The sequence below is a fragment of the Alteromonas antoniana genome, from assembly GCF_019249295.1.
Taxonomy (GTDB): Bacteria; Pseudomonadota; Gammaproteobacteria; order Enterobacterales; family Alteromonadaceae; genus Alteromonas; species Alteromonas antoniana.
This window is the reverse complement of record NZ_JAESDH010000013.1, coordinates 17,645-42,948: the sequence shown is the minus strand read 5'-3', so window position 1 is coordinate 42,948 and position 25,304 is coordinate 17,645. Positions and strand designations below refer to the sequence as shown.

Sequence of the window (25,304 nt, the reverse complement as noted above, 5' to 3'; positions counted from 1 at the left end):
AGTTGTGTAGCATTTTGCAGCGTCGCTGTGCTTTCAGCAATGTTAAAACGGTGCAAAACAAGATAACGCCATGGCGGAATGGAATTACATAAAATTTACATAGGACGGGGCAGGCGAGACAGGCGCGACGAGTCACGAAAATCGCAGAGACGGGTTGCTACCGTCTCTGATTTATCTGACATAACCTTTTGGATTCCTGCCTGAGACGACAGCCATTCTCTGCGTCGCTGACTTGCAGTTGCCTGCGTGAGCGCTCGCTGAATGACGATAAGGCTTATTCTCTCCTTCCCTGAGAAATAAATGGAGATTCCGGCGGCCCAAGATAGCTCTGCTTCAGCCCCCCGGTATCGATTATTATTTTTTGTAACACCACGCCGGTATCTTCCAGATACAGCTTCAGGGTATGTGCGCCAGGTTCGCTGATGGTAACCGACGTTTTCAGCTGGCGAACATTGTCTACGACTTCCTGCCCCCAGTATTTGTAATCACCCGCGCCTTCAATTCGCTGTGGCTCGTCACTGTCTGCACTCATCCAGAACGCCAGTTTATGGTTCGGGAAGAATTGCTGAGAGGGCGATATATCGATGGTGACGTCAAATGTACCGGTAGACGTAAAATACAGCGGATATGTCAGCACCGGTCTTTCTGTCAGACGTTTGGGGACCTCACCGTCAGCACCGATGAAACTGCGCACTGCCTCACCCGTTCGTCCGTGCAGCGACAGACGCTCCCACTTCACGTGCTGCTGGTTGCCATCAATGTTCGCGCTGGACGCATTTACCGCTATCACTCCATCTGCTTCAACAAATCCGTGGGGCTGACTGCGGGTGTTAATGGCTTTCACATGGACCGTTGCCCCTCCCCAACCGATTCCGGTGATGTAAATGCTCGACTCGTGCACGCCCGCTGGCAGGGAATCCCAGTCAATACTGACATCCAGGTCGTGCTGTTGCGCGACAGTACCTGCAGTGTCAGACAACCGGATCCAGTCAGCTGTTGCTTCTGCCTTAAAATCAAAGGGTTTAGCCTGACGGTTATACACCGTTACGGTTCGCTGCGATGCGCCGAATGGCGTAAAGGGTTCAAGTGTCAGTGGTTGCTTCTGCCATTCGCTGGCAGGCCAGTATATGGACTGATTCTGTGTACTCACTCCCATGTCGGCGACAGCCGGCGTTGCCAGCGCCTTGTGACGGGTAACCGGCGGCAGATTTGCAGGCGGATTACGCCAGTGAACAAAGCCGATATGAGGCTGTGACATCATGTGATTCCAGCGACCGTCTTTCAGCGAGTGATACTGATCGGATAATTGCTTATCGCGGGCAAACCAGTAGTCAACCTGCTTTGCCGACTCACTTGTCGAAGCCCGGTCCTGAGCAGCATCTCGCGCATTCACAGCCTGCGCATAATTGAGTTCGTACATTGTCTGTGTTGCCCAGACCGGATATCCCACCAGCTGAAAAAAGGCACTTTGGAATTGTTCCGGCAACGCCTGCTGCAGGCTATCAGCTTTTTGTGCAGCCTCGCTCAGCCATGCTGACACACGTTCCGCTTCATCATAGTGATACAGGCTATAGGTATCAGGCGTCACCGCCTCGGGCTTGCGTCTGCCATTATGAAGCGTATAGGTATTCAGTAATGAGGCTACCGTATCCGCATGGGCATCACCAAATTGCTGCGCCGCCCAATCACGGGTAAATTGCGCTGCACTTTGTCCGTCAAAGGCTTCAGGATCCCAGGCCATGGTCAGGAAAAAATCTATCGGTAGCTCCATGGGTTTAAGATCGCCGACGTTGGTGATCCAGATTTCTCTGGCACCATACTCCCAGGCCATGCTCATCTGCTCGTACACCTTGCCCAGCGGTATGGTATTTATCCACCGGTACGAACGCGGATCACCGACGTAGTCAAAGTGATAATAGACACCGGCTCCGCCTTTACGATCGCGTTCCTCTTCGACAGGCAGGCGACGGATATTGCCGAAATTGTCATCGGTCCACAGTAAAGTGACATCTTCCGGAACACGCATGCCGCGCTCATAAAAGCCCTGTACCTCTTTGTATAACGCCCATACCTGCGGCACCTCCGAAATGGGCTTATCAAACGTGTCTTCCAAAATCTTGCGCTGGTCTGCCACGATGGTTTCAAGCAGCTCTACGTTCTGCCCTTCGCTCATCGGCGTATCTTCCTGGCCGCGCATACCCAGCGTAAAAATACTCTCAAGCTTCTTGTGACGCTGTGCGCCTTCTTCCCAGAACTTGTAAAGGTTCTCCGGGTTAGTGGAATATTCCCACGCGCCTTCACCATAACGATTCCATTCTTTGTCTGCGCGCATCATAGGTTCATGGTGAGAGTTACTCATCACAATGCCCATTTCATGTGCCAGCACCGGGTTTTGCGGATCATCATCGGCAAAGGCATTGTTCCACATGGCCGGCCACAGAAAATTGGCTTTCAGGCGCAGCAGTAGCTCAAACACATGCTCGTAGAACGCGGCGTTATAGCCGCCGTATTTTTCATGTACCCAGTTGGTAAGCGCAGGCGCTTCGTCATTTAAAAATATACCGCGATATTTCACCTTGGGAGATTCAAGAATACGAGTTCCTGATTTAAGATACACCGCTTTACGCTGTGTTACCGGAACGTCTGCCCACCAGTACCAGGGCGATACACCAATGGTTTCGCTTAAATCATACAATCCATACATGGCACCCCGTCGGTTGGCACCTACGATGACCCAGGCTTCATCAACATTTTCAAAAGGCGCTTTGACATGCTGTATAAGATAGCCGTCCCATCGCCCTTCCAGCTCATCGGTATTCAGCTTGTTGGACGCCACCAGTTGTGCGAGCAACGCACTTTTTCCTGTTTCGGCAACCAATACAATGGCGCCGGAACGGGGCAATGAGGAGATGACGCCGGGGCGCTGATCCGTCACCCGATAAATATCTTCATTAACGCTGTTCGCCGCGCGGATCACACCAGGGCTTGCGGTTTCTTCAACCACAATCTGCGCGACAGCATTGTCGCTAACCAGAGGAAAGCCGGTGCCCGAATCTTCCGACAGGTACCCGGCGGCTGCGGAGGCGGTAGCAACGCTGAATAAAAACAGAGCGTAAATCCACTTCATACTATTCTCCGGCTGACGTTCTTGCGTGCAGGCCAATCAGTGCACCGACAAACCCACCCGCACTCTGGGTACTTACCAACGTCGCCGGCTGAGGCTCACCGATAGTCATTTGCTTGTTCCCGGCAACGTCCTTAACCGAAAACTGCAGTGTTTTTTCCTGATTTTCTACCCTCAGTATCAAGGCTCCGGACCCATTCAGCTCAGTCTCGTGCAGTCGTGTCACCTTTCCGTCTTCAACTTTCTCCAAAAACACGATGCGCTGGGTGTCAGTTTGTTCAACCCCCAGAAAGTAGTGATACCGGCGGTTCTGAAACACGACCAGGCCTGCCGTGGTGCCCGGTTCGGCTCCTTCAAGCTGTGTACTGGCAGAGAACTGCATATGCTGCTGGCGTTTTCCCAAAAATGCAGACTGTTCGGCATTGCGCAGCGACGTCGTCACAGGTTGTAATGTCAGCGCACTTTTTTCAGTCGCTGCCCAACCGCGTTCAAACGTATTTAAGCCCAGCCATTGCGGGTCCAGTGCCGTGCTATCAAAATCATCCCGAAAGTGGCGGCTGCGCTCGGCAAAGGTAGCCTTATCGGTTGCTACACCAACGGGCATGGGCAACGTTGTGGGAACCGGCTCACCAGCAGGCAGGATATGTGGCCATTCCTCCTTCCAGGTAAGCGGCAAAATAAAGGTCTCACGCCCGGTATTATAGTGATTGCCTTCGTAAGGGCGGGTAGCCAGAAACACAGACCACCAGTCGCCTTGTGGCGTCTGAATAAAGTCCGCATGCCCGGTTGAGGTAATATCCGATTGCGGGCGGTCCCGCTGCGTGAGGATCGGATTATTTTCATAAGGGACGAAGGGCTCACTCAAGCTGCGTGTGCGAAACACTACCTGTGAGTGATTCACACTGGTGCCACCTTCTGCACAGGTCAGATAATACCAACCGTTCACACGATAAATATGCGGTCCTTCAATCCACACCGGTTGCTTTGATATATCCACGCCACCGTTTATCAGTAACTTGCGTGAGTCCTTTTTCACTTTTAGTGTGTCTAAATCAATCTCCCATAACCACACTGCACGATGCCCGTCATACAAGGGCTCACCGGGAGGCGCATCGTTGTGTGCAATGTACGCCCGACCATCCTCATCAACGAATAAATCCGGGTCGATACCCCCTACTTCCGGCAACCATACCGGATCGGACCAGGGACCGGCAGGATCCTCAGCCGTGATAATGAAATTACCGCCAGCGTCGACCGCCGTGGTGATAATGTAAAACAGCCCGTCGTGATAGCGGATTGTCGGCGCGAAAATCCCCCGCGACGTATTCAGGTTTTCAAACGTGACTTGCGAGGGCCGGTTCAGGGCATGTCCTGCCAGTTCCCAGTGCACCAGATCCTGGCTTTCAAAAATGGGCAGCCCAGGAGTGTAGGCAAATGAAGAGTTGACCAGATAATAGGTGTCATCTTTGCGCGTAATGCTGGGGTCGGGATAAAATCCGGGAAGGATAGGATTGCTGAATTGGCCTTGCTCTACCTGCGATGTGGTATCAGACGCCTGATAATCAAACCACGAAAACGTTGCTGTTGCCTGTGCAGTGAATGCGGGTAACAGTGAACCCAGTACTATCGTTGCTATCGAAGACGCGCGTCGAGCCATAATTTCATTCCCAGAACCTGTAAGTACGCAGAATGTAACGGCTTCATACCAGCCAGTTCAAATTATCCGGATTACGATTTCCCGCTCTGTTTTTGTTTTTTTACATTTTACTACGCCACAGTAGCGGGCGGAGTCTGCTGGCTTACGGGCTGCAGATTAAGGGAAACAAAAAAGACAGACAGGTGGTTTCCTGTCTGTAGGAGAAAAGTCGCAGGGCGATTGCGTGTGCACAGGTTTCGGCACTACGGCAGGGCGAGGCAGTATTGAGAGCACGGGACACTTGCTGTCCTCAGCGCTGACGACCCGCCCATTCCTTTGTGCCGCTACAGAATGGTTTTCACCATTTCCAGTTCCACTTCCGTAGAGGCGGGCTTCATGGAATCACGGTACTCGATCGGGGTTTTCTGGTAATGCTTTTTGAATACCGCATACATGTACTGCAGTGACGGATAGCCACAAATCTTAGCGATTTGCGCTGTCGATTCGTCCGTTTCCCGCAGCATTTTGCAGGCTTTCAGCAACTTTTCGTTGTGAATTTCTGTGTGAATGCTGTGTCCACGTTCGTCTTTGAAACGGTTTTCCAGATTCGAACGGGAAACGCCGACGTAATCCAGTACCTGATCCACTTTAATCCCGCGACAAGCATTCTGACGAATAAAATGCATTGCCTGCATCACGTGCGGATCGGCAATGGCTTTGAAATCTGTAGACTGTCGTTCGGCCACACGCTCCGGCGGCACCAGAATAGGTCGCTTGGGCCCTTTGTATCCCTGCAGAATTTTGTGCAGGAACTTGGCAGACTGAAAGCCCATTTCGAAGCAGCCCTGCTTGACGGAGCTTAAGCTTACGCGACTTAAAAAGCGCGCGATTTCGTCATCATCAATTCCCACAACCGCCATTCTGTCCGGGATCAACATGCCTATGTGATCGCTCACCTGCAGCAAATGGCGTGCACGCGCATCGGTCACTGCCACAATCCCAATCGGCGTGGGCAGACTTTTCAGCCAGTCAGCCAGACGCTTAATAGTATACTGCCAGGTTTCTGGTCGTACCGGATGGCCGCGATAGACGTAGCATTCGTAGCCCTCTTTTGCGGTAAGTTCCAGCATCGCATTTTCGCGCTCCTGGGCCCAGCGGTGATGCTCGTCTACCGGCGCACCATAAAAGGCAAAACGCTGGATCCCTTTTTGACGAAGGTGCTGAAACGCTGCGTTCACCAGCTCGAAGTTATCTGTTGCCACATAAGGCACATCCGGGTAGTCCTCAGGATTACGGTACGACCCGCCTACCCCGACAACGGGAACCTTGGCTTTTTGCAGAGCAACCTGGATTTCGGGATTGTCGTAATCGGCAATAATCCCGTCGCCACTCCATTCATCAAGATGGTCAAGCCGGGCCATGAAATCTTCTTCAAGATACAGGTCCCAGTCGGCCTTTGATGACTGCAGGTAACTACCAATACCTTCGATGATTTGTCTGTCATACACCTTATTGGCGTTAAACAGCATGGTGATACTGTGTTTATTTGCAAACATGTGTGCCCCGCAAAAAACTAAATTAAATAAAAATTGTTATGATATTTTTCAGGCAGGGTGATAGTAGCTCAGTTAATCTGAATTAACAAAAAAATTACAAAAAATCGTAATTGTCCTTTTGTTATTTGGTAATCAGCATTAGGCACAACCAAAACCGTTTTAGCGAAATGACATGTTCATAGGTATCGATTTAGGCACTTCCGGTGTCAAAGTCATTCTGACCAACACCGACGGCGAACTTATCGCCAGTGCCAGCACTCGCCTGGATCTTTCTCTTCCCAAGCCCTTATGGTCCGAACAAAATCCTCAGGACTGGTGGCAGGCAACGTGTGATTGTCTTGATTCATTAAGTAAAGAGCACAATCTGGCGCCGGTAAGCGCGATTGGTTTTGCTGGTCAGATGCATGGTGCCACCCTCCTCGACAAGGGCGGAAACGTATTGCGCCCCGCCATTTTGTGGAACGATGGTCGCTGTGAGGCTGAATGCAAAGAGCTCTCAGAAGCTGTGCCATCAGTGACAGAAATCACGGGTAACCTGGTGATGCCAGGCTTTACCGCGCCCAAGTTACTGTGGGTAAAACACCACGAGCCGGATATTTTCAAACGCATCAACAAGGTATTGCTGCCAAAAGATTACCTGCGCTATAAGCTTAGCGGCGACTTTGCCAGCGATATGTCCGACGCTGCTGGCACCATCTGGCTGGACGTTGGCAAGCGCGACTGGGATGACTCACTACTTGAAGCCTGCGGCCTGACCCGTCAGCAAATGCCCGCCCTGTTCGAAGGCAATCAGGTAACCGGCACACTTCTGCCCTCGTTAAGCCAGCGCTGGGGAATGCGAGACGTAAAACTGGTTGCCGGCGCTGGCGATAACGCCGCCGGAGCAATTGGTTGCGGCATCATTAACCCCGGACAAGCGATGTTATCGCTGGGTACCTCAGGCGTCTATTTTGCTGTTACCCGAGAGTTCCGCAGCAATGCAGAGTCTGCCGTACACAGTTTCTGTCACGCCCTGCCCGATCGCTGGCACCTGATGTCGGTAATGCTAAGCGCAGCAAGCTGTTTGCAATGGTATGCAGCCAATGCAGGCTATAAGGATGTGGGTGAGCTTACGGCCGATATAGAAAACAACTCCGGCATTGATGATGACGCCACCCCGTACTTTTTGCCTTACCTTACCGGTGAGCGTACGCCTCACAACAATCCGTCAGCGAAAGGCATGTTTTTCGGAATAAGCGCAGCCACCACCCGTGCTCACATGGGACGTGCTGTGATGGAGGGCGTGTCTATGGCGCTGGCCGATGGCATTGACGCCGTGCATGGCTGTGGCGTGCAAGCCGATGGCATCAGCCTGATTGGTGGCGGTGTCAGAAGCAGTTACTGGTGCCAGATGCTGGCAAATGTCAGCGGTCTGGCCATGAACCTTCGGCAGAGCGGCGATGTAGGTCCGGCATTAGGTGCAGCCAGGCTGGCCCACCTTGCGATGAATCCGGAAATTAAGCCCTCGTATATTTGTCCGTTCCCCAAGCTGGTGAAAAGTTTCGAACCGGACCATTCACATTTTGATGTGTATCTGAAGCGACGCCAGAAATTCCGGGAGCTTTATTTCGCCGTCGAGCCTCATTTCTGAGCCGACTAAAAAACACAAAAGTTTATCCAATTTACATAATTGTTGTGGCGGGTAGTGTCTTTACCATTGCGGTACACGTTTCATGCACGCCACAGACTCATTAAGGAGTGACTCATGGCAAATTATTTTAACGACATAGCGCCAATTCAATATGAAGGCCCGGACTCAACAAATCCGCTGGCTTTTAAACACTACAATGCACAAGAAAAAGTCCTCGGCAAAACCATGGAAGAGCACCTGCGTTTTGCCAGCTGCTACTGGCATAACTTCTGTTGGGACGGTGCCGATGTATTCGGTGGCTCAACCTTTAACCGCCCGTGGCTACAGCCAGGCGACGCCATGGAGCGTGCCAAACAGAAAGCAGACGTGGCATTTGACTTTTTCGCCAAGCTGGGCGCGCCATATTACTGCTTCCACGACGTAGACGTGGCACCGGAAGGTGACACCATCAAAGACTACGTGAACAATTTCTCTGAAATGACTGACGTGCTTGCAGCCAAGCAGGAAGAAACCGGCATGAAGCTGTTATGGGGTACGGCGAACGTATTCAGTAACCCACGCTACATGTCTGGCGCATCGACGAATCCGGATCCGGAAATTTTCGCACGCGCTGCTACGCAGGTATTCCACGCTATGAACGCCACCAAGAAACTGGGCGGCGCGAACTATGTACTGTGGGGTGGTCGTGAAGGTTACGAAACCCTGCTTAACACAGACTTAAAGCGCGAGCGCAACAACCTGGGTCGTTTCATGAACATGGTGGTTGAGCATAAGCACAAAATTGGCTTTGATGGCCTGCTGCTTATTGAACCAAAACCACAGGAGCCGACGAAGCACCAGTACGACTACGATACGGCTACGGTATATGGCTTCTTAAAAGAATTCGGTCTGGAAAACGAGTTCGCCGTCAACATTGAAGCTAACCACGCGACCTTATCTGGTCACTCTTTCCATCACGAAATTGCTACTGCATTTGCGCTGGGTATCTTTGGTTCTATTGATGCTAACCGCGGCGATGCGCAACTGGGTTGGGATACTGACCAGTTCCCGAACAGCGTGGAAGAAATGACGCTGATCTGTTACGAAATTCTGAAGAACGGCGGTTACACGTCTGGCGGCTTTAACTTTGACACTAAGCTTCGTCGTCAGAGTATCGATGCAGCGGATCTGTTCCACGGCCATATCGGTGGTATGGATACCTGTGCGCTGGGTCTGAAAAAAGCCGCAGCCATGATTGAGAACGACTTCATTGGCAATGCCAAAGCGAAGCGTTATCAGGGTTGGGACGGCGATTTCGGCAGCAAAATTGCCACCGGCGGCTTCAGTCTGGAATCACTGGCAGCTTACACGCAGGACAATAACCTTGATCCTAAACATGTTTCCGGTCAGCAGGAGTTGCTGGAAAATCAGGTTAATCAGGTTCTGTTCAAATAACCTTGCCTTTAAAAAAACGTGCAGCCTTCGCTGCACGTTTTTGCTTTCAGGGACCCCGTTATGCGCCTTATCACTACCACTCTGCTTAGCTTACTTTCTATTCCCGCACTGGCAGCAACACACTTTCATCCACTTTTCACCGATAGCGCCATATTACAACGACACGCTGATGTTCCGGTTGTCGTTTTCAGTGACGACACCGACACACTGACACTGCGTCTGAATAACGAGATTATTGGCAGCGCCGATGTACAAAACGGACGATGGTCGTTAGCCATTCCGGCGCAACAGGCCGGTGGTCCACACACAATTTCGGTAGAAGGTAAAAACGTCTCGCTTGCGATCAGCGATGTGTATTTTGGCGATGTGTACCTGACATCCGGGCAGTCGAATATGGAACTGACGCTGGCGCGCACAGAAGAAGCTTATCCGGAAGACGTTGCGCAGGCGGACTATGCGCAGATACGCGAATTTACCGTACCCGATGCATTTGATTTTACCAAACCGCTGTCTGAGCCTGGCGAGAGCCAGTGGAAAAAGGCCCAGGCAGAACACATCCGCTCACTGTCCGCAGTAGGCTTTTATTTTGCGCGTCATCTTCATCGTTACGAAGGTGTGCCCATCGGGATAGTCAATGCCTCGCTGGGTGGCTCGCCGATTGAGGCGTGGATGGCACCTCGTCTGCTTACCCCGTATCCACAAGCGCTTGAGGCTGCCGCACCGTTTAAGGATGATGCATTTATAGAGCAAACTCAGCAAGCGGATCAGGCCGCCGCGCAAGACTGGCACAGTACACTGGCAAATCGCGATGCCGGATTAAACGATGACACTCCCTGGTATGCAGAATCCGCCGACACCAGTGACTGGAAAACCTTTACCGTACCTGGCAGACCTGACTTTACTCAAGCGGGCTTTACCGGCAGTTGGTGGGCAAAGAAAACCGTGTCGTTGTCACGGACACCTGAGCACCCGATGATACTGCGCCTGGGAAGGATCCGCGATGCAGATGAGGTTTGGGTAAACGGCACACGTATCGGAAACACCACATATCACTATCCGCCGCGGCGCTATACTGTACCTCAGAATGTATTGCGCAAAGGCGACAACACGATCACGGTGCGCGTTATCGCCAATAACGGAAACACTGAGTTCTTCCCAGATAAAGCCTTCTTTCTGGGAACTGACACGCAACGTATTTCTTTAGCCGGTGAATGGCATTATAAACAGGCCGCAACCATGGACGAAGCCGCGCCCACGCAAACCTTCATTCGCTGGAAGCCAACCGGCTTGTATCACGCCATGATTGCCCCGCTTACTGACTTCCCGCTGTCAGGTGTGCTTTGGTATCAGGGCGAATCCAATACCGGTGAGCCAGACACCTACGCCGAAAAAATGCTGGCGATGATGGACGACTGGCGACAGGCATGGGAACAACCGGACCTGCCCTTTTTTCTGGTTCAGCTTACCAATTATATGACACCGCAAACCGGCCCGGAGCAAAGTCACTGGGCACAGCTTCGCGATGAACAGGCACAGGCCGCCACTACACCGAATGCCTATGTGGTAACGACCATCGATGCTGGCGAATACAACGATATTCATCCGGTTAACAAGCGGGTTGTCGGTGAGCGCCTGGCCAAGCAGGCGCAACATGCTGTTTATCAGCGAGACGTCAATATAAGTGGGCCACAGGTACAAAGCGCAGCGGTGAATGGAAGCTCAGTGGAGTTGACGATTACTGATCCTCAGGGGCTGAGAATGCTCACCACTGCCCACTCCGGCTTTACCCTTGCCGGTGAAAACGGTGAATATCACTGGGCTACGCTTGAGCGTGACGGCAACCGTTTCACACTGCACAGCGATAACGTCGACAAACCAGTGACTGTGCGCTACGCGTGGGCTGATAATCCGATTTACAAGATCACCGATGCCGAGGGATGGCCGCTGGCTCCCTTTGAACTTTCTTTGCAGTAACCAGGTCGAGAAACGTGATGAAAATAACTCAAAAACAGCGTCTGACATGCCTTTTGGCTTTTGCACTCAGCTCACTTTCTATGACAGCTGCATCTGCAGACAATGTTTATCTCAATCAGTGGGGTTTTACCCCCAAGCAGAACAAACTCGCAGTGATTGCCAATGCGTCCCCGTCTCCGTTTACAGTAACCCGCCTGAATGACGGCGCCCAGCCATTGTCCGGTAACACCCAACCGTCAGGCACCTGGGATGATGCGGGTATGCGTGTTTCACTGGCAGATCTGTCAGCCATCACAACGCCTGGCGAATATCGGCTTAGTGTAGATGGTACCGAACCTGTGATATTTACTGTGAAGTCCGATCCCTATGGGGCCCTTCACGATGCCGCGATTAAAGCCTATTACTATAATCGCGCAGGCATGGCGCTGGATCAGGCTTTTGCCGGAAAATGGCACCGCGCCGCCGGCCACCCGGACATGCAGACGCTGATACTGGGCGAACCTGACGCTGCGCCGACAGACCGTAGCAAAGGCTGGTACGATGCCGGTGACTACAACAAATATATTGTGAACTCGGGTATTTCTACCTACACGCTACTGCGAGCCTATCTCGATAACACCGAATTCTATAACAGCCGACACTGGAATATTCCCGAGTCAACCAATGAACGGGCAGACCTGCTGGATGAGATTTTATGGAATCTGGACTGGATGATCACTATGCAGGACAGCGACGGTGGGGTGTTTCATAAACTGACCACGCTGAATTTCTCCGGGCCGGTGATGCCAGAAGCAGCAACTGCCACCCGCTACGCAACCGCAAAGAGCACTGCTGCTGCACTGAACTTCGCTGCCGTGATGTCAGTGGCTGCCCGCGTGTTTGATGAACGTCGTGATGATTACCTAAGCCGGGCAGATCGCGCACTGGCATGGGCAAAAGCGAACCCGGCGCGTTATTACACCAATGAAGATAACGTAAAAACAGGCCAGTACGGTGACAACGTACTATCCGATGAGCATACCTGGGCTGCCATTGAATACGCTATCAGCCGCCAGGATGCGGATAGGCTTGCAGAACTGACAAGCAGCTTATCCGGCGTATCCACCCCATCATGGGCAAACGTAACCGGCCTGAGCTATTTGTCATTATTGCGGGATGCTAAAGCACTTCTGACTGACAGCGACTACAAGGCTATTAGTAGCCGGTTTACCCGGTTTGCCGACCAGCAGGTAGCTATCATGGAAGCCAACGCATTTCGCGTTCCGGCTGTGACAAAAGATTTTGTCTGGGGAAGCAATGCTGTGATGATGAACAAAGCCATGCTGCTTGAAAACGCCTTTGCGTTAACGGGTAAACAGGCATACCGAACGGCCGCACTGGCGCTGCTCGATTACGTGGGCGGGCGCAACCCTACAGGCTACAGCTTTGTTACCGGGTTTGGTGTCAACTCACCACGTTTTATTCATCATCGCCCCTCTGAGGCGGATGGTATTGCTGATCCGGTACCCGGCTGGCTAGCCGGCGGACCGCAGAACGGGCATCAGGACGGCTGTCAGTATTCTTCTGATTTACCGGCTACCTCATACCTGGACGACTGGTGTAGTTATTCAACCAACGAAATTACTATCAACTGGAATGCGCCACTGGTGTATGTACTCGCCAGCGTTATTAGCGACAATTAACGTCGCTTTCATTCTCTGAGCAGGCGGCTGACGTGCCGCCCGGCTCCGGGATTAGGCTTTCGCTTTGGCTCATCAACGAATTACTTAACACTTCCTTGCGGTTACGGTTTTTCACCCGGCCTTATTTTCATTACGACGCTGGCGACACTGGCCAGATATCACGCCCCGCGCCCTCCTCACACAGAGTAAAAAGCAAAAAGTTAACAATTAGGCACTCACCAGAGGCATGATTTGCATTACTTTTTTAAGCAACGACCCATAAAGTGTTAATCAAATGTTGCGATTTATGTTTTTGCTATTGTGATATTTATGACTTTCGTTGATTGCCCTGCCCCCATCGCACAAAATTTACCCCAAGAATAAAAGTGACTGCGCCCCATACGATGGGTAGCAGGTAATACCAATAATTCGTCTGGGGTAACACATGAAGATGTCGAAACAGGACCATCATTTTGGTCCGAACAGGAAATTCAGAAAGTCCTTGCTGGCGTTATCGCTGGTCTCTGTTCTGCACACCGCCTATGCGCAGGAAGCACCAGAAACCGACGCCGAGGAAGAAGAAGATGAATCTGTAGAGGTTATCGAAGTTAAAGGGATACGCGGTAACCTTAACAGTGCACAGAATTTAAAGCGGATGTCAGATACGGTAGTCGATGCGATTACCGCCGAGGACATTGGCTCGTTGCCAGACCGAAGCGTTCTTGAAGCCATTCAGCGCTTGCCTGGGGTAAACGTAGAACGCTTTGCCGGTCCGGATGATCCTGACCACTTCAGTGTGGAAGGCAGTGGCGCAATTATCCGTGGTATGACGCAAACCCGAAGTGAATTTAACGGTCGCGATTCATTTACAGCTAACAGCGGTCGCGGCTTATCATTTCAGGATGTCTCGCCCGAGCTGATGGGCGGGGTTGATGTATACAAAAACCAGACAGCCGACATGATTGAAGGCGGCATTGGTGGTACGGTCAGCCTGCGTACCCGCAAGCCCTTCGACTCAGAAGATCGCGTACTGGCATTCAGCGGCGACTACTCTTATGGCGATTTGGCTGAAGAAGGCAGCCCTACCTATTCCGGTCTATTCAGTGATCGCTGGGATATCCGCAATGGCGGCGAGGTTGGCTTTTTAGTTAACTTCGCGCATTCCCAGTTATACGGTGAGTCTCACGGTATTCAGTCAGATGCTTATGTACCTTTTTACGCCCGCGATCTGGCAGGCGCAGAGGCGTTCGTTGGTGAAGACGGCGAAGGCACGGTGTGGATGCCTAACGCGTCAAACCTGCTGAAAAAGTTTGATGATCGTGAACGTAAAGGGATTGCCAGTGCACTGCAGTGGCAAAACGAAGATGAAACCTTACTGGGTACCATTCAGTATATTCGCTCTGACGCACGCCTATCCTGGCACGAGCAGGCGGTAAAATATCAGGGTGGTTACTACGCTATTGATGGCCGCCGTACTCGTCCGCTTGAGGGCACATCGTTCTCCTTCGACGAAGACGGTTTGTTCGAAAACGGCACCATGACACAGGGTACTGATGGCTGGCGTGCCGCAGACGGCAATAACGACCGTATCATACGTTCCTGGGAAGCGGGTGGTCGCCCACAATTTGGTTATCCGACGCAGTTTGATTCGCGGGTAAAGGAAACCGAAACGCTGGTTGAAGACATTTCATTTAATCTGGAATGGAAAGCCACAGAAAACCTCGAGCTCTCAACAGACCTGCAGTACGTTAAAGCAGAAACTTCTGATGACGACCTGGTAGTGCACACGGCCGCCTTTGCCGGTCAGTATTATGATGTTACGACGTCGACACCCAATATGGCACTACTGGAGCCGTATTTTGGTTATCGCGATGCCAACCCCGGCGAATACGAGGGAGGTAACTACCCGGGTTTCACCGGCGACCCGGCAGGCGACACCAACTACTTCCAGGATCCTACCTCGTATTTCCTGCGAAGCGCGATGGACCACTGGGAGCGTTCCGAGGGTGACTCGAAAGCCATCCGTTTTGACGCTAAGTACTATCCTGACAGTGAGGGTTTAATTACGTCTATTCAGGCCGGTGCACGTTATGCAAAACGTGACCAGACCGTCCGCTCGACCAGCTGGAACTGGGGTGCGTTGGGTCCGGAATACTCAAGTGCTGCACCGGCAGGCTGGCTTGACCAGATCCCGGTAGACAGTTCTAACTTTGAACTGGTGGACTGGACAGATTTCCACGGTGGCGGCGTTGCCAATATTCCAGGCGGCCAGACCATTCACGCCACTGAAGCGTACGTGCGCTCGATTATTAACGGCGCGATGCCATACATGACTGCCGGCGGGACCTGGGAACCCTATCGTGACCGCGATGGTGTAGATGCAGAATTCGGCCTGTTCACCCCTGGTGAAATCAATTCAACGCAGGAAACCAACAAAGCCGTTTACGTCCGCGTGAACTTCGAAGGGACGGGTGACTTGCGCTACAGCGGTAACATCGGTCTGCGTTACGTTAATCTGAAAAGAGCCGCGAAAGGTGCTATTACCTTCCCGGATCTGCTGCCTGACTTCCCACCACCAGAGTCGTTACAGGGACAGCGCCTGACGCCGGAAATCGTAACCGCCTGGGTGAATGAGCAAATTGCAGCGGGCAACTATGCCACGTTTGAGGAAGCGGTAGACGCGGAAGAAAACCGCTGGATTGGCGAGCAAATTAACTATTTGTCTGAAGGTGACCGCGCATTCGGTAACGACGCCGAGCAGCAACTGGCAGCAGAAACTGAGTTTGATATGTTCCTGCCCAGCTTCAACATTAAAGTGGAGCTGACGGACGAACTATTAGCACGTTTCGCCTTCTCGAAAGCGGTAGCACTGCCGGACATGGGTGATGTCAGAAACCGCGCCACACTGGGTAATGAACCAGTAACCAGCGTGCGTCCGCAGACCGATCCTGAAAATCCGCCACCGCCGGAAGAAAACCTTATCCAGTACAGCTACGTGCCTGCGTGGACAGGCTCTGGTGGTAACCCGTTCCTGGAGCCCATGGAGGCAATTCAGTACGACTTTGCACTGGAATGGTATTTTGCCGATGTCGGCCAGTTGAGTGCCACAATATTCCATAAGGATCTGAAGAACTACTTTATTCAGGGTGCAGCGGCGCGTGAATACACCAACCCGGAAACCGGACAAACCCAGGCCGTGCTGCTCAACAGCACTACCAACGGCGGCGACGGTAAAATGGACGGTATTGAGATAGCCTATCAGCAATTCTTCGATATGCTGCCATCGCCGTGGAATGGTTTCGGTGTGCAAGCTACCTTCACTTACATTGATGCAGGCGGTGTGCCCAACAATGAAGTGGATGCTGACAGCGAAGACTGGGTTGGCGATGATTTTACCGATACCGGTATCCGCGTGAACCTGGATAACGTGCCGTTACAGGGACAATCCAAAAAGACCGCGAACCTGGTAGTGATGTACGAAAAGGATGACTGGAGTGCCCGTCTGGCCTATAACTGGCGCTCGCGCTACCTGCTGACGACACGTGATGTTATCTCCAAAGCCCCGCTTTGGTACGACGATCATGGACAGCTTGATGGATCGGTGTTCTACAACATCAATGATCACATCACAGTGGGCTTGCAGGGTACCAACCTGACGAACGCGCAGTCAGAAACCATCATGCAATTGAATAACGAAGGCCTTCAGGCCGGTCGTTCATGGTTTATAGCCGACCGTCGTGTGGCACTGGTACTCAGAGCAAACTTCTGATGCCATAACCCACATGCTAACGCGACACACCGATGGGGATGTGTGCCCATTCAGGCTCATCGGTGACCACGCTGGCTATATATGCAGGAAGCTCTGTTAAGGGCTTCCTGCTTTTTCCGTTTTATTGCCATGGGTAACAATGCGGATAATACTCTACCCAACAGCCTGACGGCAGCGTCAGGAGAATCAGTAAAAGGCAGTGCATTATCGTGAAACCTTTACAGCACATACTTATTTTAGGTGGCGGCTCAGCCGGATGGATGACAGCGGCAGCGCTTGGCAAGCTACTGGACACCAGCAAGACTGCGGTAACGCTGGTCGAGTCTGATGATATAGGTACCGTGGGCGTAGGCGAAGCCACCATCCCACAGCTAATGTTGTATAACGATCTAATTGGGCTGGATGAGGATGAATTTGTCAGAGAAACCGGCGGCACGTTTAAGCTGGGTATTCAGTTTACCGATTGGGACAAAATTGGCAGCAAGTACTTCCACGCGTTCGGTGAATTGGGCAAAAACATGGAAGGCGTGCACTTTTACCAATATTGGTTACGCATGCAGCAACAAGGACATGCCGGCGACTTAGACGATTACTCGCTGGCGTCACAGGCATGCCTGCAGAAGAAATTTATGCGCCCTATTGATGCCGGAAACTCGCCGCTGTCAAAAATCGCCTACGCCTTTCACTTTGACGCCGGACTCTACGCCCGCTATTTACGCAAACTGGCTGAGGGCTGGGGCGTCAGGCGTATTGAAGGAAAAGTCGATACGGTACAGCAACACGAGAACGGTGATATCGCACGTGTGACGCTGGAAAACGGCGATAAGCTGGAAGCTGACTTTTTTATCGATTGTTCGGGCTTCCGTGCACTGTTAATCGAGCAAACACTGAATGCCGGTTTCGACGACTGGCAACACTGGTTACCGTGTGATCGCGCCGTGACAGTGGGTACGGCACGTAATGGTGAGCCCTGGCCCTTTACGCGCGCAGCGGCGCAAAAAGCAGGCTGGCAATGGCGGATTCCTTTGCAGCACCGTACCGGCAACGGTCATGTGTACAGCAGCAAGTTTATCAGCGACGACGAAGCGCTGGATATCCTCAAAAGTAACCTCGACGGCGATATGCTGGGTGAACCGCGCCTGATCAAATTCAGAACAGGCATGCGTCGTAAAAGCTGGTCACATAACTGTCTGGCAGTTGGCTTATCCTCCGGTTTCATGGAGCCACTGGAGTCCACCAGCCTGCACCTGATACAGGTAGCCATTTCCAAGTTTTTCAGCTTCTTTCCTCACCAGGGTCAGTCGCAACAGGATGTGGATGAATTTAACCGCCAGATGTGTTTTGAATATGAGGCGATACGTGATTTTCTGATCCTGCATTATCACGCTACCAGCCGAACCGACACCCCATTCTGGCGCTATTGCAAAACCATGGATATCCCGGACGAATTGCAGAGAAAAATGGATTTGTTTGAGGAAAACGGTCGCATTTTCCGGTTTAACAACGAACTGTTTAACGACATCAGCTGGTTTGAAGTCATGTACGGACAAGGGCTGCGTCCGAAGGGCTATCATGCTTTGGCCAACCGCTATACCGACGAGCAACTGGCGCATCGTCTGGAAGAGATCCGTGGCGTGATACGCCGGTCGGCGGACTACATGCCCTCTCACGATGACTACATTCGTGAGCATTGCCAGATGACGCAATAGCAATGGAAGTACACACTGCACAAATAGGACGGGAGTTACAGCCCGTGCTTATCATTGACGACGCCGCCCCCGCGGCCGATGCACTGAAGCAACAGGCCGTCAGCCAGTGTGTCGAGCTTTTCGAAAATGGTCTCTATCCTGGCCTGCGGGCCAGAACGATGGACATGTACAACGGGTTTCTGATAGACATCATTAATAAAGCTATCGTTCTGACAGGGTGTGATTTACCCGCTATTTCTCAGGGAGAGAGTTACTTTTCCATGGTGACGAAATCTCCCGGTGAACTATTGCCGATGCAGCGCGTTCCACACTTCGACCAACCCAAACCCGACGAGATTGCCGTGGTGCATTATCTGTGCGGACCTGAGCACGGTGGTACCGCATTTTACCGCCATCGTCGTACCGGCTTTGAGTACATCGATGAAAGCCGCCAGCGGGAATATCTGCCTGCACTGAACCAGGACCTTCAGCGCCATCCACCTGCACAGGACTATATTCACAGCAGCACGCCGCTATTCGAACGCATCTATTCAGTAAATGCCCGCTTCAATCGTCTTATTGCCTATCGGTGCAGCTCGCTGCATTCCGGTGATATTCGCGCTGGCTTTCGTCCGGTTATGGATCCCTTCCAGGGACGGTTTACCGCGACAGCGTTTTTACGGCCTTAACCTTTTCCCTGGAAACCGACGGTCTGGCTGCACCGCCCTGTGACATCGTTATGTTGTCTCCTCAGGTTCACGCAACTCATTCAAAGTTTCCCAACTGAGCACCTTGCTTATTCAACGCCTTTCACACGCCGATAGTCTTCATCGGACAACCGTCTGTCATTGGTTTCGATTGACCACTTTTTACGAATTCTAATTAGTCTATTGAGATTTTTAGGCTTTACCTTTACCCCCGCCTTTACTTCTGTGACCTTGCTTAAAATTTATTCCGGAGTCAGTCCGTCGTGAAATACCAAACCCCTTCTCTTTGTTTACTCGTTATGGCAATCAGTGGCTGCGGCCCTACGTCTACAGCCCCTGTGCCACCAGAAAGAACCAGTGCGCCAACTATTCACCCCGAGCAATGGCCACAGCAGTCATCGCCGCTGACAACCAGTCTGGCTGTTGAGGCCAGAGTGACAGAGCTGCTTGAAAAGATGACGCTGGAAGAAAAAGTCGGTCAGGTTATTCAGGCTGATATCGCCTCGGTGACGCCCGAAGAGGTAAGAAAATATCATCTGGGCTCCATACTCAACGGCGGTAACAGCGCGCCTGGCAATGACAACCGTACTGCCGCTAAAAACTGGCTGGCACTGGCCGATGCGATGTGGCAGGCGTCAGTGGATACTTCCGATGGCTATCTCGGCATCCCGCTTATGTGGGGTGTTGATGCGGTGCACGGGCACAACAACATTGTTGGTGCCACACTCTTCCCACACAACATCGGACTGGGCGCTGCCAATGATGCCGAACTGATGACCCGTATTGGCGAAATCACTGCCAGAGAAATTCGCGTCACAGGTAACGACTGGACCTTTGCGCCGACGGTGGCTGTAGCGCAGGATGACCGCTGGGGACGTACTTTCGAGAGCTACTCGGAGAATCCGGATATTGTTGCCCGCTACGCAGGTGCACTGGTTACCGGTCTGCAGGGGAAAGTAAACACCGATGAATTTCTCAGCGATGAGCACGTGATAGCCACGGTAAAGCACTTTGTCGGTGACGGCAGTACCATTGGCGGCAAAGACCAGGGCGATAGCAATGTCTCTGAAGCTGAACTGCGTGACGTTCATGCTGCTGGCTATCCACCCGCTATTCAGGCTGGCGTACAGGTGGCGATGGCCTCTTACAACAGCTGGTATGGCACAAAAATGCACGGTTTTAAGGCCATGCTGACCGACGTACTTGTAGGTCGCATGGGGTTCGACGGCTTTGTGGTTGGTGACTGGAATGGTCATGGACAGGTTAAAGGATGCGAACCCACGTCCTGTCCACAGGCGTTTAATGCCGGACTGGATATGTTCATGGCACCTGACAGCTGGAAAGCGCTTTACGAAAATACGTTGGCCCAGGTAAAAGACGGCACCATTTCGCAGGCTCGCCTGGATGAAGCCGTTAGCCGCATTCTTCGGGTCAAGGCTCGTGCAGGCATTCTGGACTCGGTACTGCCTTCATCCCGCCCTTATGCCGGTGATTTTGATCTGCTTGGAAGCGATGATCATCGCGCAGTCGCTCGCGAGGCGGTCAGAAAGTCGCTGGTGTTACTGAAAAATAACAACGCGACACTGCCCATATCACCCGCGGCCACGATCCTGGTTGCAGGTGCAGCGGCCGATGATGTTGGCCAGGCTGCCGGGGGCTGGACATTAAGCTGGCAGGGAACGGGCAATAAAAACAGTGACTTCCCAAACAGTCAGTCGATCCTTGATGGCTTACGTGAACAGGTCGCTCAGGCTGGCGGCTCGCTAAGCTACCTTCCGTCGGTAGGTGTGTCCGGTAGCATCGGCGATACACTATCGCAACAACCAGATGTCGCCATTGTGGTGTTCGGCGAACAACCCTATGCGGAATTTCAGGGTGATCGCCCTCACCTCGACTACCAGGACACGACCGCGCTGGCTCAGTTAAAAGCGCTACAGGCAGCTGGCATTCCCACCGTATCAGTATTTCTGTCAGGTCGCCCAATGTGGGTAAACCCGGAAATTAATGCTTCAGATGCCTTCGTAGCCGCCTGGTTACCGGGCACGGAAGGCGGTGGCATCGCTGACGTCTTGCTTAGTGGTAGCGACAGGGCACCACGCTACGACTTTACCGGTAAGCTGAGTTTCTCGTGGCCGGCAACGCCCATGGACGCCAGACAAAACGGTGACCAGGCCACTGAGCAGACACTCTTTCCATTCGGCTACGGACTTAGCTACAGCGATACCAGTACGATAGACCGTCTGGATGAATCGACGGCGGTGGCCGGTGAAGGCGACCCCACCACACGCTTCCTGCTAGCCGGCGATCCCGTCACGCCGTGGCAGTTAATGATCACCGACAGCGCCGGTACAGAAGTGGTCTATCCCCCTCAGGCAACCAGCCCGGCTGGCGAGTTAAGCGCCATTGCGGCAGACGATATGGCGCAGGAGGATACCGTAATTGTTACCTGGCAAGCTGCAGGCTCAGTTTCGATTCAGGGCGAAGCCGTTGATTTGAGCCGTCAGAGTAATGGTGATATGGCGCTGGCACTGGAATACAAAGTCCTTCAGCCCACTGCGTCTTCCGTCAGTCTGGCACTACAAAGTGACCAGCGTGACCCGGCTCAGGTTGATGTGACCTCGTCTTTTGACCGCACCAGTGACTGGCAGACGCGCTATATCAAGCTAAGCTGTTTTAGTGACAAGGTAAATATGGAACAGCTTGTATCACCCATGCAAATTACCAGCGACGGTCCGCTTTCAATTCAGATAAGACAGCTGGTTCTGGTGGCAAATCAGGGGCAGGCAAGCTGTCAGTTCTGAGCGTAAATCTATACTAAAAAATCGAGCCGGGCACTGTCCCGGCTTTTTTAACTCATCAAATACGCAATTTATCGACAATGTATTGTGAAAAAAGATAATAGCTTGCCAGCACTACCTCATTACCATTCGTTAACAGTTTGTTTACTCTTGCGTTCGATGGTGAAAGCCACGATGGCCAGGAAAGCCAGCGACGAATGTTAGGTTGTAGTAAGCAGGTCATAGGGAAACGATTGGGGACACACATGAAACGTAAACTACCATACAAAAAAACATTGCTGACGCAGAGCATCTCCCTGCTTCTGGGTACCAGTGTAATGATGCCTGTAATGGCACAACAAAACGATGTCGACATGCAGGACGACGAGCCGGTTGAAGTTATTGAAGTCACGGGCCTGAAATCAAGTCTGACAGAAGCGGCGTCTATCAAACAAAATTCTGTGGGTGTGGTTGACGCCATCTCTGCAGAAGATATCGGTAAATTCCCGGATACCAACTTAGCTGAATCTCTACAGCGTATTACCGGTGTATCTATCAGCCGCTCAAACGGCGAAGGTAACGAAGTTACCGTACGTGGTTTTGGTGGTCAAAACAACATGATCACACTTAACGGACGTATGATGCCGGCGGCGCAGACTTACGGTGGTGGTAGTGGTGCTGACGGTACCACTCGCGGCGGCAGTACCCGTGCTTTCGATTTCGGCAACCTGGCTTCAGAAGGTGTGCGCGCGGTTGAAGTTTACAAAACCAGTAAAGCGGATATCGCAACCGGTGGTATTGGTGCAACGATTAACATTATCACCGCACGTCCGCTGGATAACCCGGGCTTCAGCGCCACTGTGGGTGCAAAAGCAGTTCACGATACCACTAACCGCGTAGGCGATGACGTCACGCCTGAACTTTCAGGCCTGATGAACTGGACCAACGACGACGCCACTTTTGGTGTTAACGTTGCGGCCGTTGTGCAGCAACGTGACTCAGGTTACGTGGGCGCAACTGTTAACGACTGGAACATTGGCACCTGGGGCGATCCAAACGACCCGGACACCCTGTTCAACAACGCCGACATGTCTATTTATGACAATGCGCCGGACGTAGGCCAGCTTTATGCCCGCCCGAACGATTTACGTTATGCATTCTCAGACCGTCAGCGTGAGCGTAAAAATGCGCAGATTACGCTGCAATATGCACCAGCAGACAATATGACCGCTACCCTGGACTATATTTTTGCTGAAAACGAAATTACTGAGCACCGCGGCGAAATCACGAACTGGGTTCAGAACGGCTCTAACGTGACTAACGTTGTATTTGACGATGGTCCTGTGGCTACGCCTATCTACATTGCTGAGAACTACAACGGCACCGTGGATGAAGGTTACGAGCAGCAGTATCGTGAGCAAACCAACACGCTCAACTCTCTGGGCTTAAACTTTGAATATTTCGTCAACGACTCACTGAAACTGAACTTCGACGTTCACAATTCAGAGATGGAAAGTTTGCCAAGCGGTCCTAGTGACAACCTGGCCTCAGGTGAAATTGCTGTGGGTATCGGTGCACCTTCTGTTGCCTCTCGTGAGTGGTGGTACGATTCTGAACTGCCTACTTACCTCAACGTTTATGATGACTCAGAACGCGGTAACAATAATGGCACCGTAGATGCTGGCGATGTGGGTTCATCCATCCTGCGTTTCCGTCACGCTTCACAGGTTACAGAAATTACCCAGTTCAAGTTCGACGGTACTTATTTCATGGATAACGGTAAATTCCAGTTTGGTGTGGAAGGCCGTGCTATGGAAATGAACGCTCGCCAGACTGCCGGTGACAACATGACACTAGGTAACTGGGGTATTGCAAACCCAGGCGAATTCTCAGAAGGACTGCTTGAGCCTATTGATGTTGGCGCACTGTTTGAAGACTTCGACATCGGTCAAAGCCAGGGCATTGGCTTTATCGGTGACCCGGTTGCACTCGCACGTGAAGGTATCGCTCTGTATCCGTCGGATGCTAACTACTTTGGTGTAAGCAGCGTATTCTCTACCAACGATACCGTGAAAGAAGACACCATGGCTGCCTACTTCCAGGTGCACATTGAGGCTGAGTGGAATGACATGCCAGTCAACGTGTTAGCCGGCGTTCGCTACGAAACTACTGACGTAGAATCAACGTCGCTGGTTACGCCACCAAGCTATCTGGTATGGGAAAACAACAACGACTTCTCAGTCTTCACTGATCCAAACACAACAGCACAACCGCTGTCAGTGGATGCGGACTATGACAACCTGCTGCCAAGCTTAGACTTTGACATCATGCTAACCGATGATATCAAAGGCCGCTTCTCTTACAGCAAAACCATTGCCCGTGCCGGATACGGCGACCTGCGTGTATCACCGTCAAACTTCGGTCTGACCGGCTCGACTATCAACGGTGCGAGAGCAACAGCGTCTTCATCCAACCCGGCATTGTTACCGCTTGAATCGGATAACTTCGATTTGTCTCTGGAATGGTATTACGACGAAAGCAGCTACGCGTCAGTCGGCTTCTTCGAGAAGCGTGTAGCGAACTTTATCGGTACTGGTCAGCAGGATCGCACCTTCTTCGGCATTCAGGATCAGACATCAGGACCACGTGCTATCGCTGCGGCAGAAGCCTTGCGTGAACGCGGTTTTGCGGTAGATGACACGTCTCTGTTTGCCATGATGGTACTGCTTGAGCACCCTGAAGCGTTCCCGAATGGCGCGGATGACTACACAGGGACTGCAGATCAAATCCTTCGCTTAGGTGAAACTCCGGGATGGGATTTGATTCCAGAAGAAGGCGACCCAGACATGGTGTTCCGTACGTCTTATCCGCAAAACAACAGAGAAGCGAAACTGTACGGTGCCGAACTGGCTGTACAGCACTTCTTTGGTGATACCGGATTCGGTGTTCAGGCTAACTACACCATTGTTCGTGGCGATATCGGCTTCGACAACGAAGGCAATCCAAACGTATCTCAGTTCGCCCTTACCGGCCTGAGTGATACTGCCAACCTGGTTCTGCTATATGAGAACTACGGCTGGACAGCTCGTGTTGCCTGGAACTGGCGTGAGAAATTCCTTAACCGTGCAAACTACAAAGGGTCTAACAACCCGGCGTACATTGAAGACTACTACCAGATTGATGCTAACGTAAGTTACGAAGTAAGCGAAAATCTGACCGTCTTTGTTGAGGGTATTAACATCACTGACGAGAACAGCCGTGAGCACGGCCGGACTCCAAACCAGCTTTGGTATCTGGAAGACTTAGGCGCACGCTACCACTTAGGTGCACGCTATACTTTCTGATAGC

The 25,304-nt window shown here is 52.1% G+C and carries 12 protein-coding genes; 9 read left to right on the top strand and 3 right to left on the bottom strand.

Going from position 1 to position 25,304, the window contains the following annotated elements; all coding sequences use genetic code 11:
* Positions 1-274: 274 nt before the first annotated feature.
* The 3 genes from JKP77_RS12125 to JKP77_RS12115 form a co-directional block, all read right to left on the bottom strand.
* Positions 275-3,127, bottom strand: a complete 2,853-nt coding sequence (locus JKP77_RS12125; RefSeq protein ID WP_218311492.1) for a glycosyl hydrolase 115 family protein — start codon at positions 3,125-3,127, stop codon at positions 275-277.
* Between the two features lies 1 nt (position 3,128).
* Complete coding sequence (locus JKP77_RS12120) at positions 3,129-4,781, bottom strand: glycoside hydrolase family 43 protein (protein ID WP_218311491.1); 1,653 nt, start codon at positions 4,779-4,781, stop codon at positions 3,129-3,131.
* Between the two features lie 323 nt (positions 4,782-5,104).
* Positions 5,105-6,316, bottom strand: coding sequence for a XylR family transcriptional regulator (locus JKP77_RS12115; protein ID WP_218311490.1), 1,212 nt, complete (start codon positions 6,314-6,316; stop codon positions 5,105-5,107).
* Between the two features lie 172 nt (positions 6,317-6,488).
* On the opposite strand from JKP77_RS12115, the gene xylB reads away from it, so the two are divergent.
* The 9 genes from xylB (at position 6,489) to JKP77_RS12070 (ending at position 25,300) form a co-directional block, all read left to right on the top strand.
* On the top strand, positions 6,489-7,946 hold the full coding sequence (gene xylB, locus JKP77_RS12110) for a xylulokinase (RefSeq protein ID WP_218311489.1): 1,458 nt from the start codon (positions 6,489-6,491) through the stop codon (positions 7,944-7,946).
* Positions 7,947-8,060: 114 nt separating this feature from the next.
* Entirely contained in the window at positions 8,061-9,380 is a 1,320-nt protein-coding gene (gene xylA, locus JKP77_RS12105) for a xylose isomerase (RefSeq protein WP_218311488.1), read from the top strand.
* A gap of 60 nt (positions 9,381-9,440) precedes the next feature.
* Positions 9,441-11,354 carry a sialate O-acetylesterase gene (locus JKP77_RS12100; RefSeq protein ID WP_218311487.1) on the top strand — a complete coding sequence of 638 codons (1,914 nt, stop codon included), beginning with the start codon at positions 9,441-9,443 and terminating at the stop codon, positions 11,352-11,354.
* 17 nt (positions 11,355-11,371) lie between these two features.
* Positions 11,372-13,036, top strand: a complete 1,665-nt coding sequence (locus tag JKP77_RS12095) for a glycoside hydrolase family 9 protein (RefSeq protein WP_218311486.1) — start codon at positions 11,372-11,374, stop codon at positions 13,034-13,036.
* A 424-nt stretch (positions 13,037-13,460) separates the two neighbouring features.
* Positions 13,461-16,784 carry a TonB-dependent receptor gene (locus JKP77_RS12090; protein WP_218311485.1) on the top strand — a complete coding sequence of 1,108 codons (3,324 nt, stop codon included), beginning with the start codon at positions 13,461-13,463 and terminating at the stop codon, positions 16,782-16,784.
* A gap of 206 nt (positions 16,785-16,990) precedes the next feature.
* Positions 16,991-18,493 (top strand): tryptophan halogenase family protein, encoded by a 1,503-nt coding sequence (locus JKP77_RS12085; protein ID WP_218311575.1) that lies wholly within the window; start codon positions 16,991-16,993, stop codon positions 18,491-18,493.
* Between the two features lie 2 nt (positions 18,494-18,495).
* On the top strand, positions 18,496-19,161 hold the full coding sequence (locus JKP77_RS12080) for a DUF6445 family protein (protein ID WP_218311484.1): 666 nt from the start codon (positions 18,496-18,498) through the stop codon (positions 19,159-19,161).
* 281 nt (positions 19,162-19,442) lie between these two features.
* Positions 19,443-21,980, top strand: coding sequence for a glycoside hydrolase family 3 protein (locus tag JKP77_RS12075; protein ID WP_338024869.1), 2,538 nt, complete (start codon positions 19,443-19,445; stop codon positions 21,978-21,980).
* A gap of 242 nt (positions 21,981-22,222) precedes the next feature.
* The gene (locus tag JKP77_RS12070) at positions 22,223-25,300 is read left to right on the top strand and encodes a TonB-dependent receptor (RefSeq protein WP_218311483.1); all 3,078 of its coding nucleotides are present in this window, start codon (positions 22,223-22,225) and stop codon (positions 25,298-25,300) included.
* Positions 25,301-25,304: the final 4 nt, after the last annotated feature.

Coding starts and splice junctions, on each gene's coding strand:
- JKP77_RS12125 (WP_218311492.1), bottom strand. CDS start 3,127: ATGAAGTGGATTTACGCTCTGTTTTTATTCAGCGTTGCTACCGCCTCC.
- JKP77_RS12120 (WP_218311491.1), bottom strand. CDS start 4,781: ATGGCTCGACGCGCGTCTTCGATAGCAACGATAGTACTGGGTTCACTG.
- JKP77_RS12115 (WP_218311490.1), bottom strand. CDS start 6,316: ATGTTTGCAAATAAACACAGTATCACCATGCTGTTTAACGCCAATAAG.
- xylB (WP_218311489.1), top strand. CDS start 6,489: ATGTTCATAGGTATCGATTTAGGCACTTCCGGTGTCAAAGTCATTCTG.
- xylA (WP_218311488.1), top strand. CDS start 8,061: ATGGCAAATTATTTTAACGACATAGCGCCAATTCAATATGAAGGCCCG.
- JKP77_RS12100 (WP_218311487.1), top strand. CDS start 9,441: ATGCGCCTTATCACTACCACTCTGCTTAGCTTACTTTCTATTCCCGCA.
- JKP77_RS12095 (WP_218311486.1), top strand. CDS start 11,372: ATGAAAATAACTCAAAAACAGCGTCTGACATGCCTTTTGGCTTTTGCA.
- JKP77_RS12090 (WP_218311485.1), top strand. CDS start 13,461: ATGAAGATGTCGAAACAGGACCATCATTTTGGTCCGAACAGGAAATTC.
- JKP77_RS12080 (WP_218311484.1), top strand. CDS start 18,496: ATGGAAGTACACACTGCACAAATAGGACGGGAGTTACAGCCCGTGCTT.
- JKP77_RS12070 (WP_218311483.1), top strand. CDS start 22,223: ATGAAACGTAAACTACCATACAAAAAAACATTGCTGACGCAGAGCATC.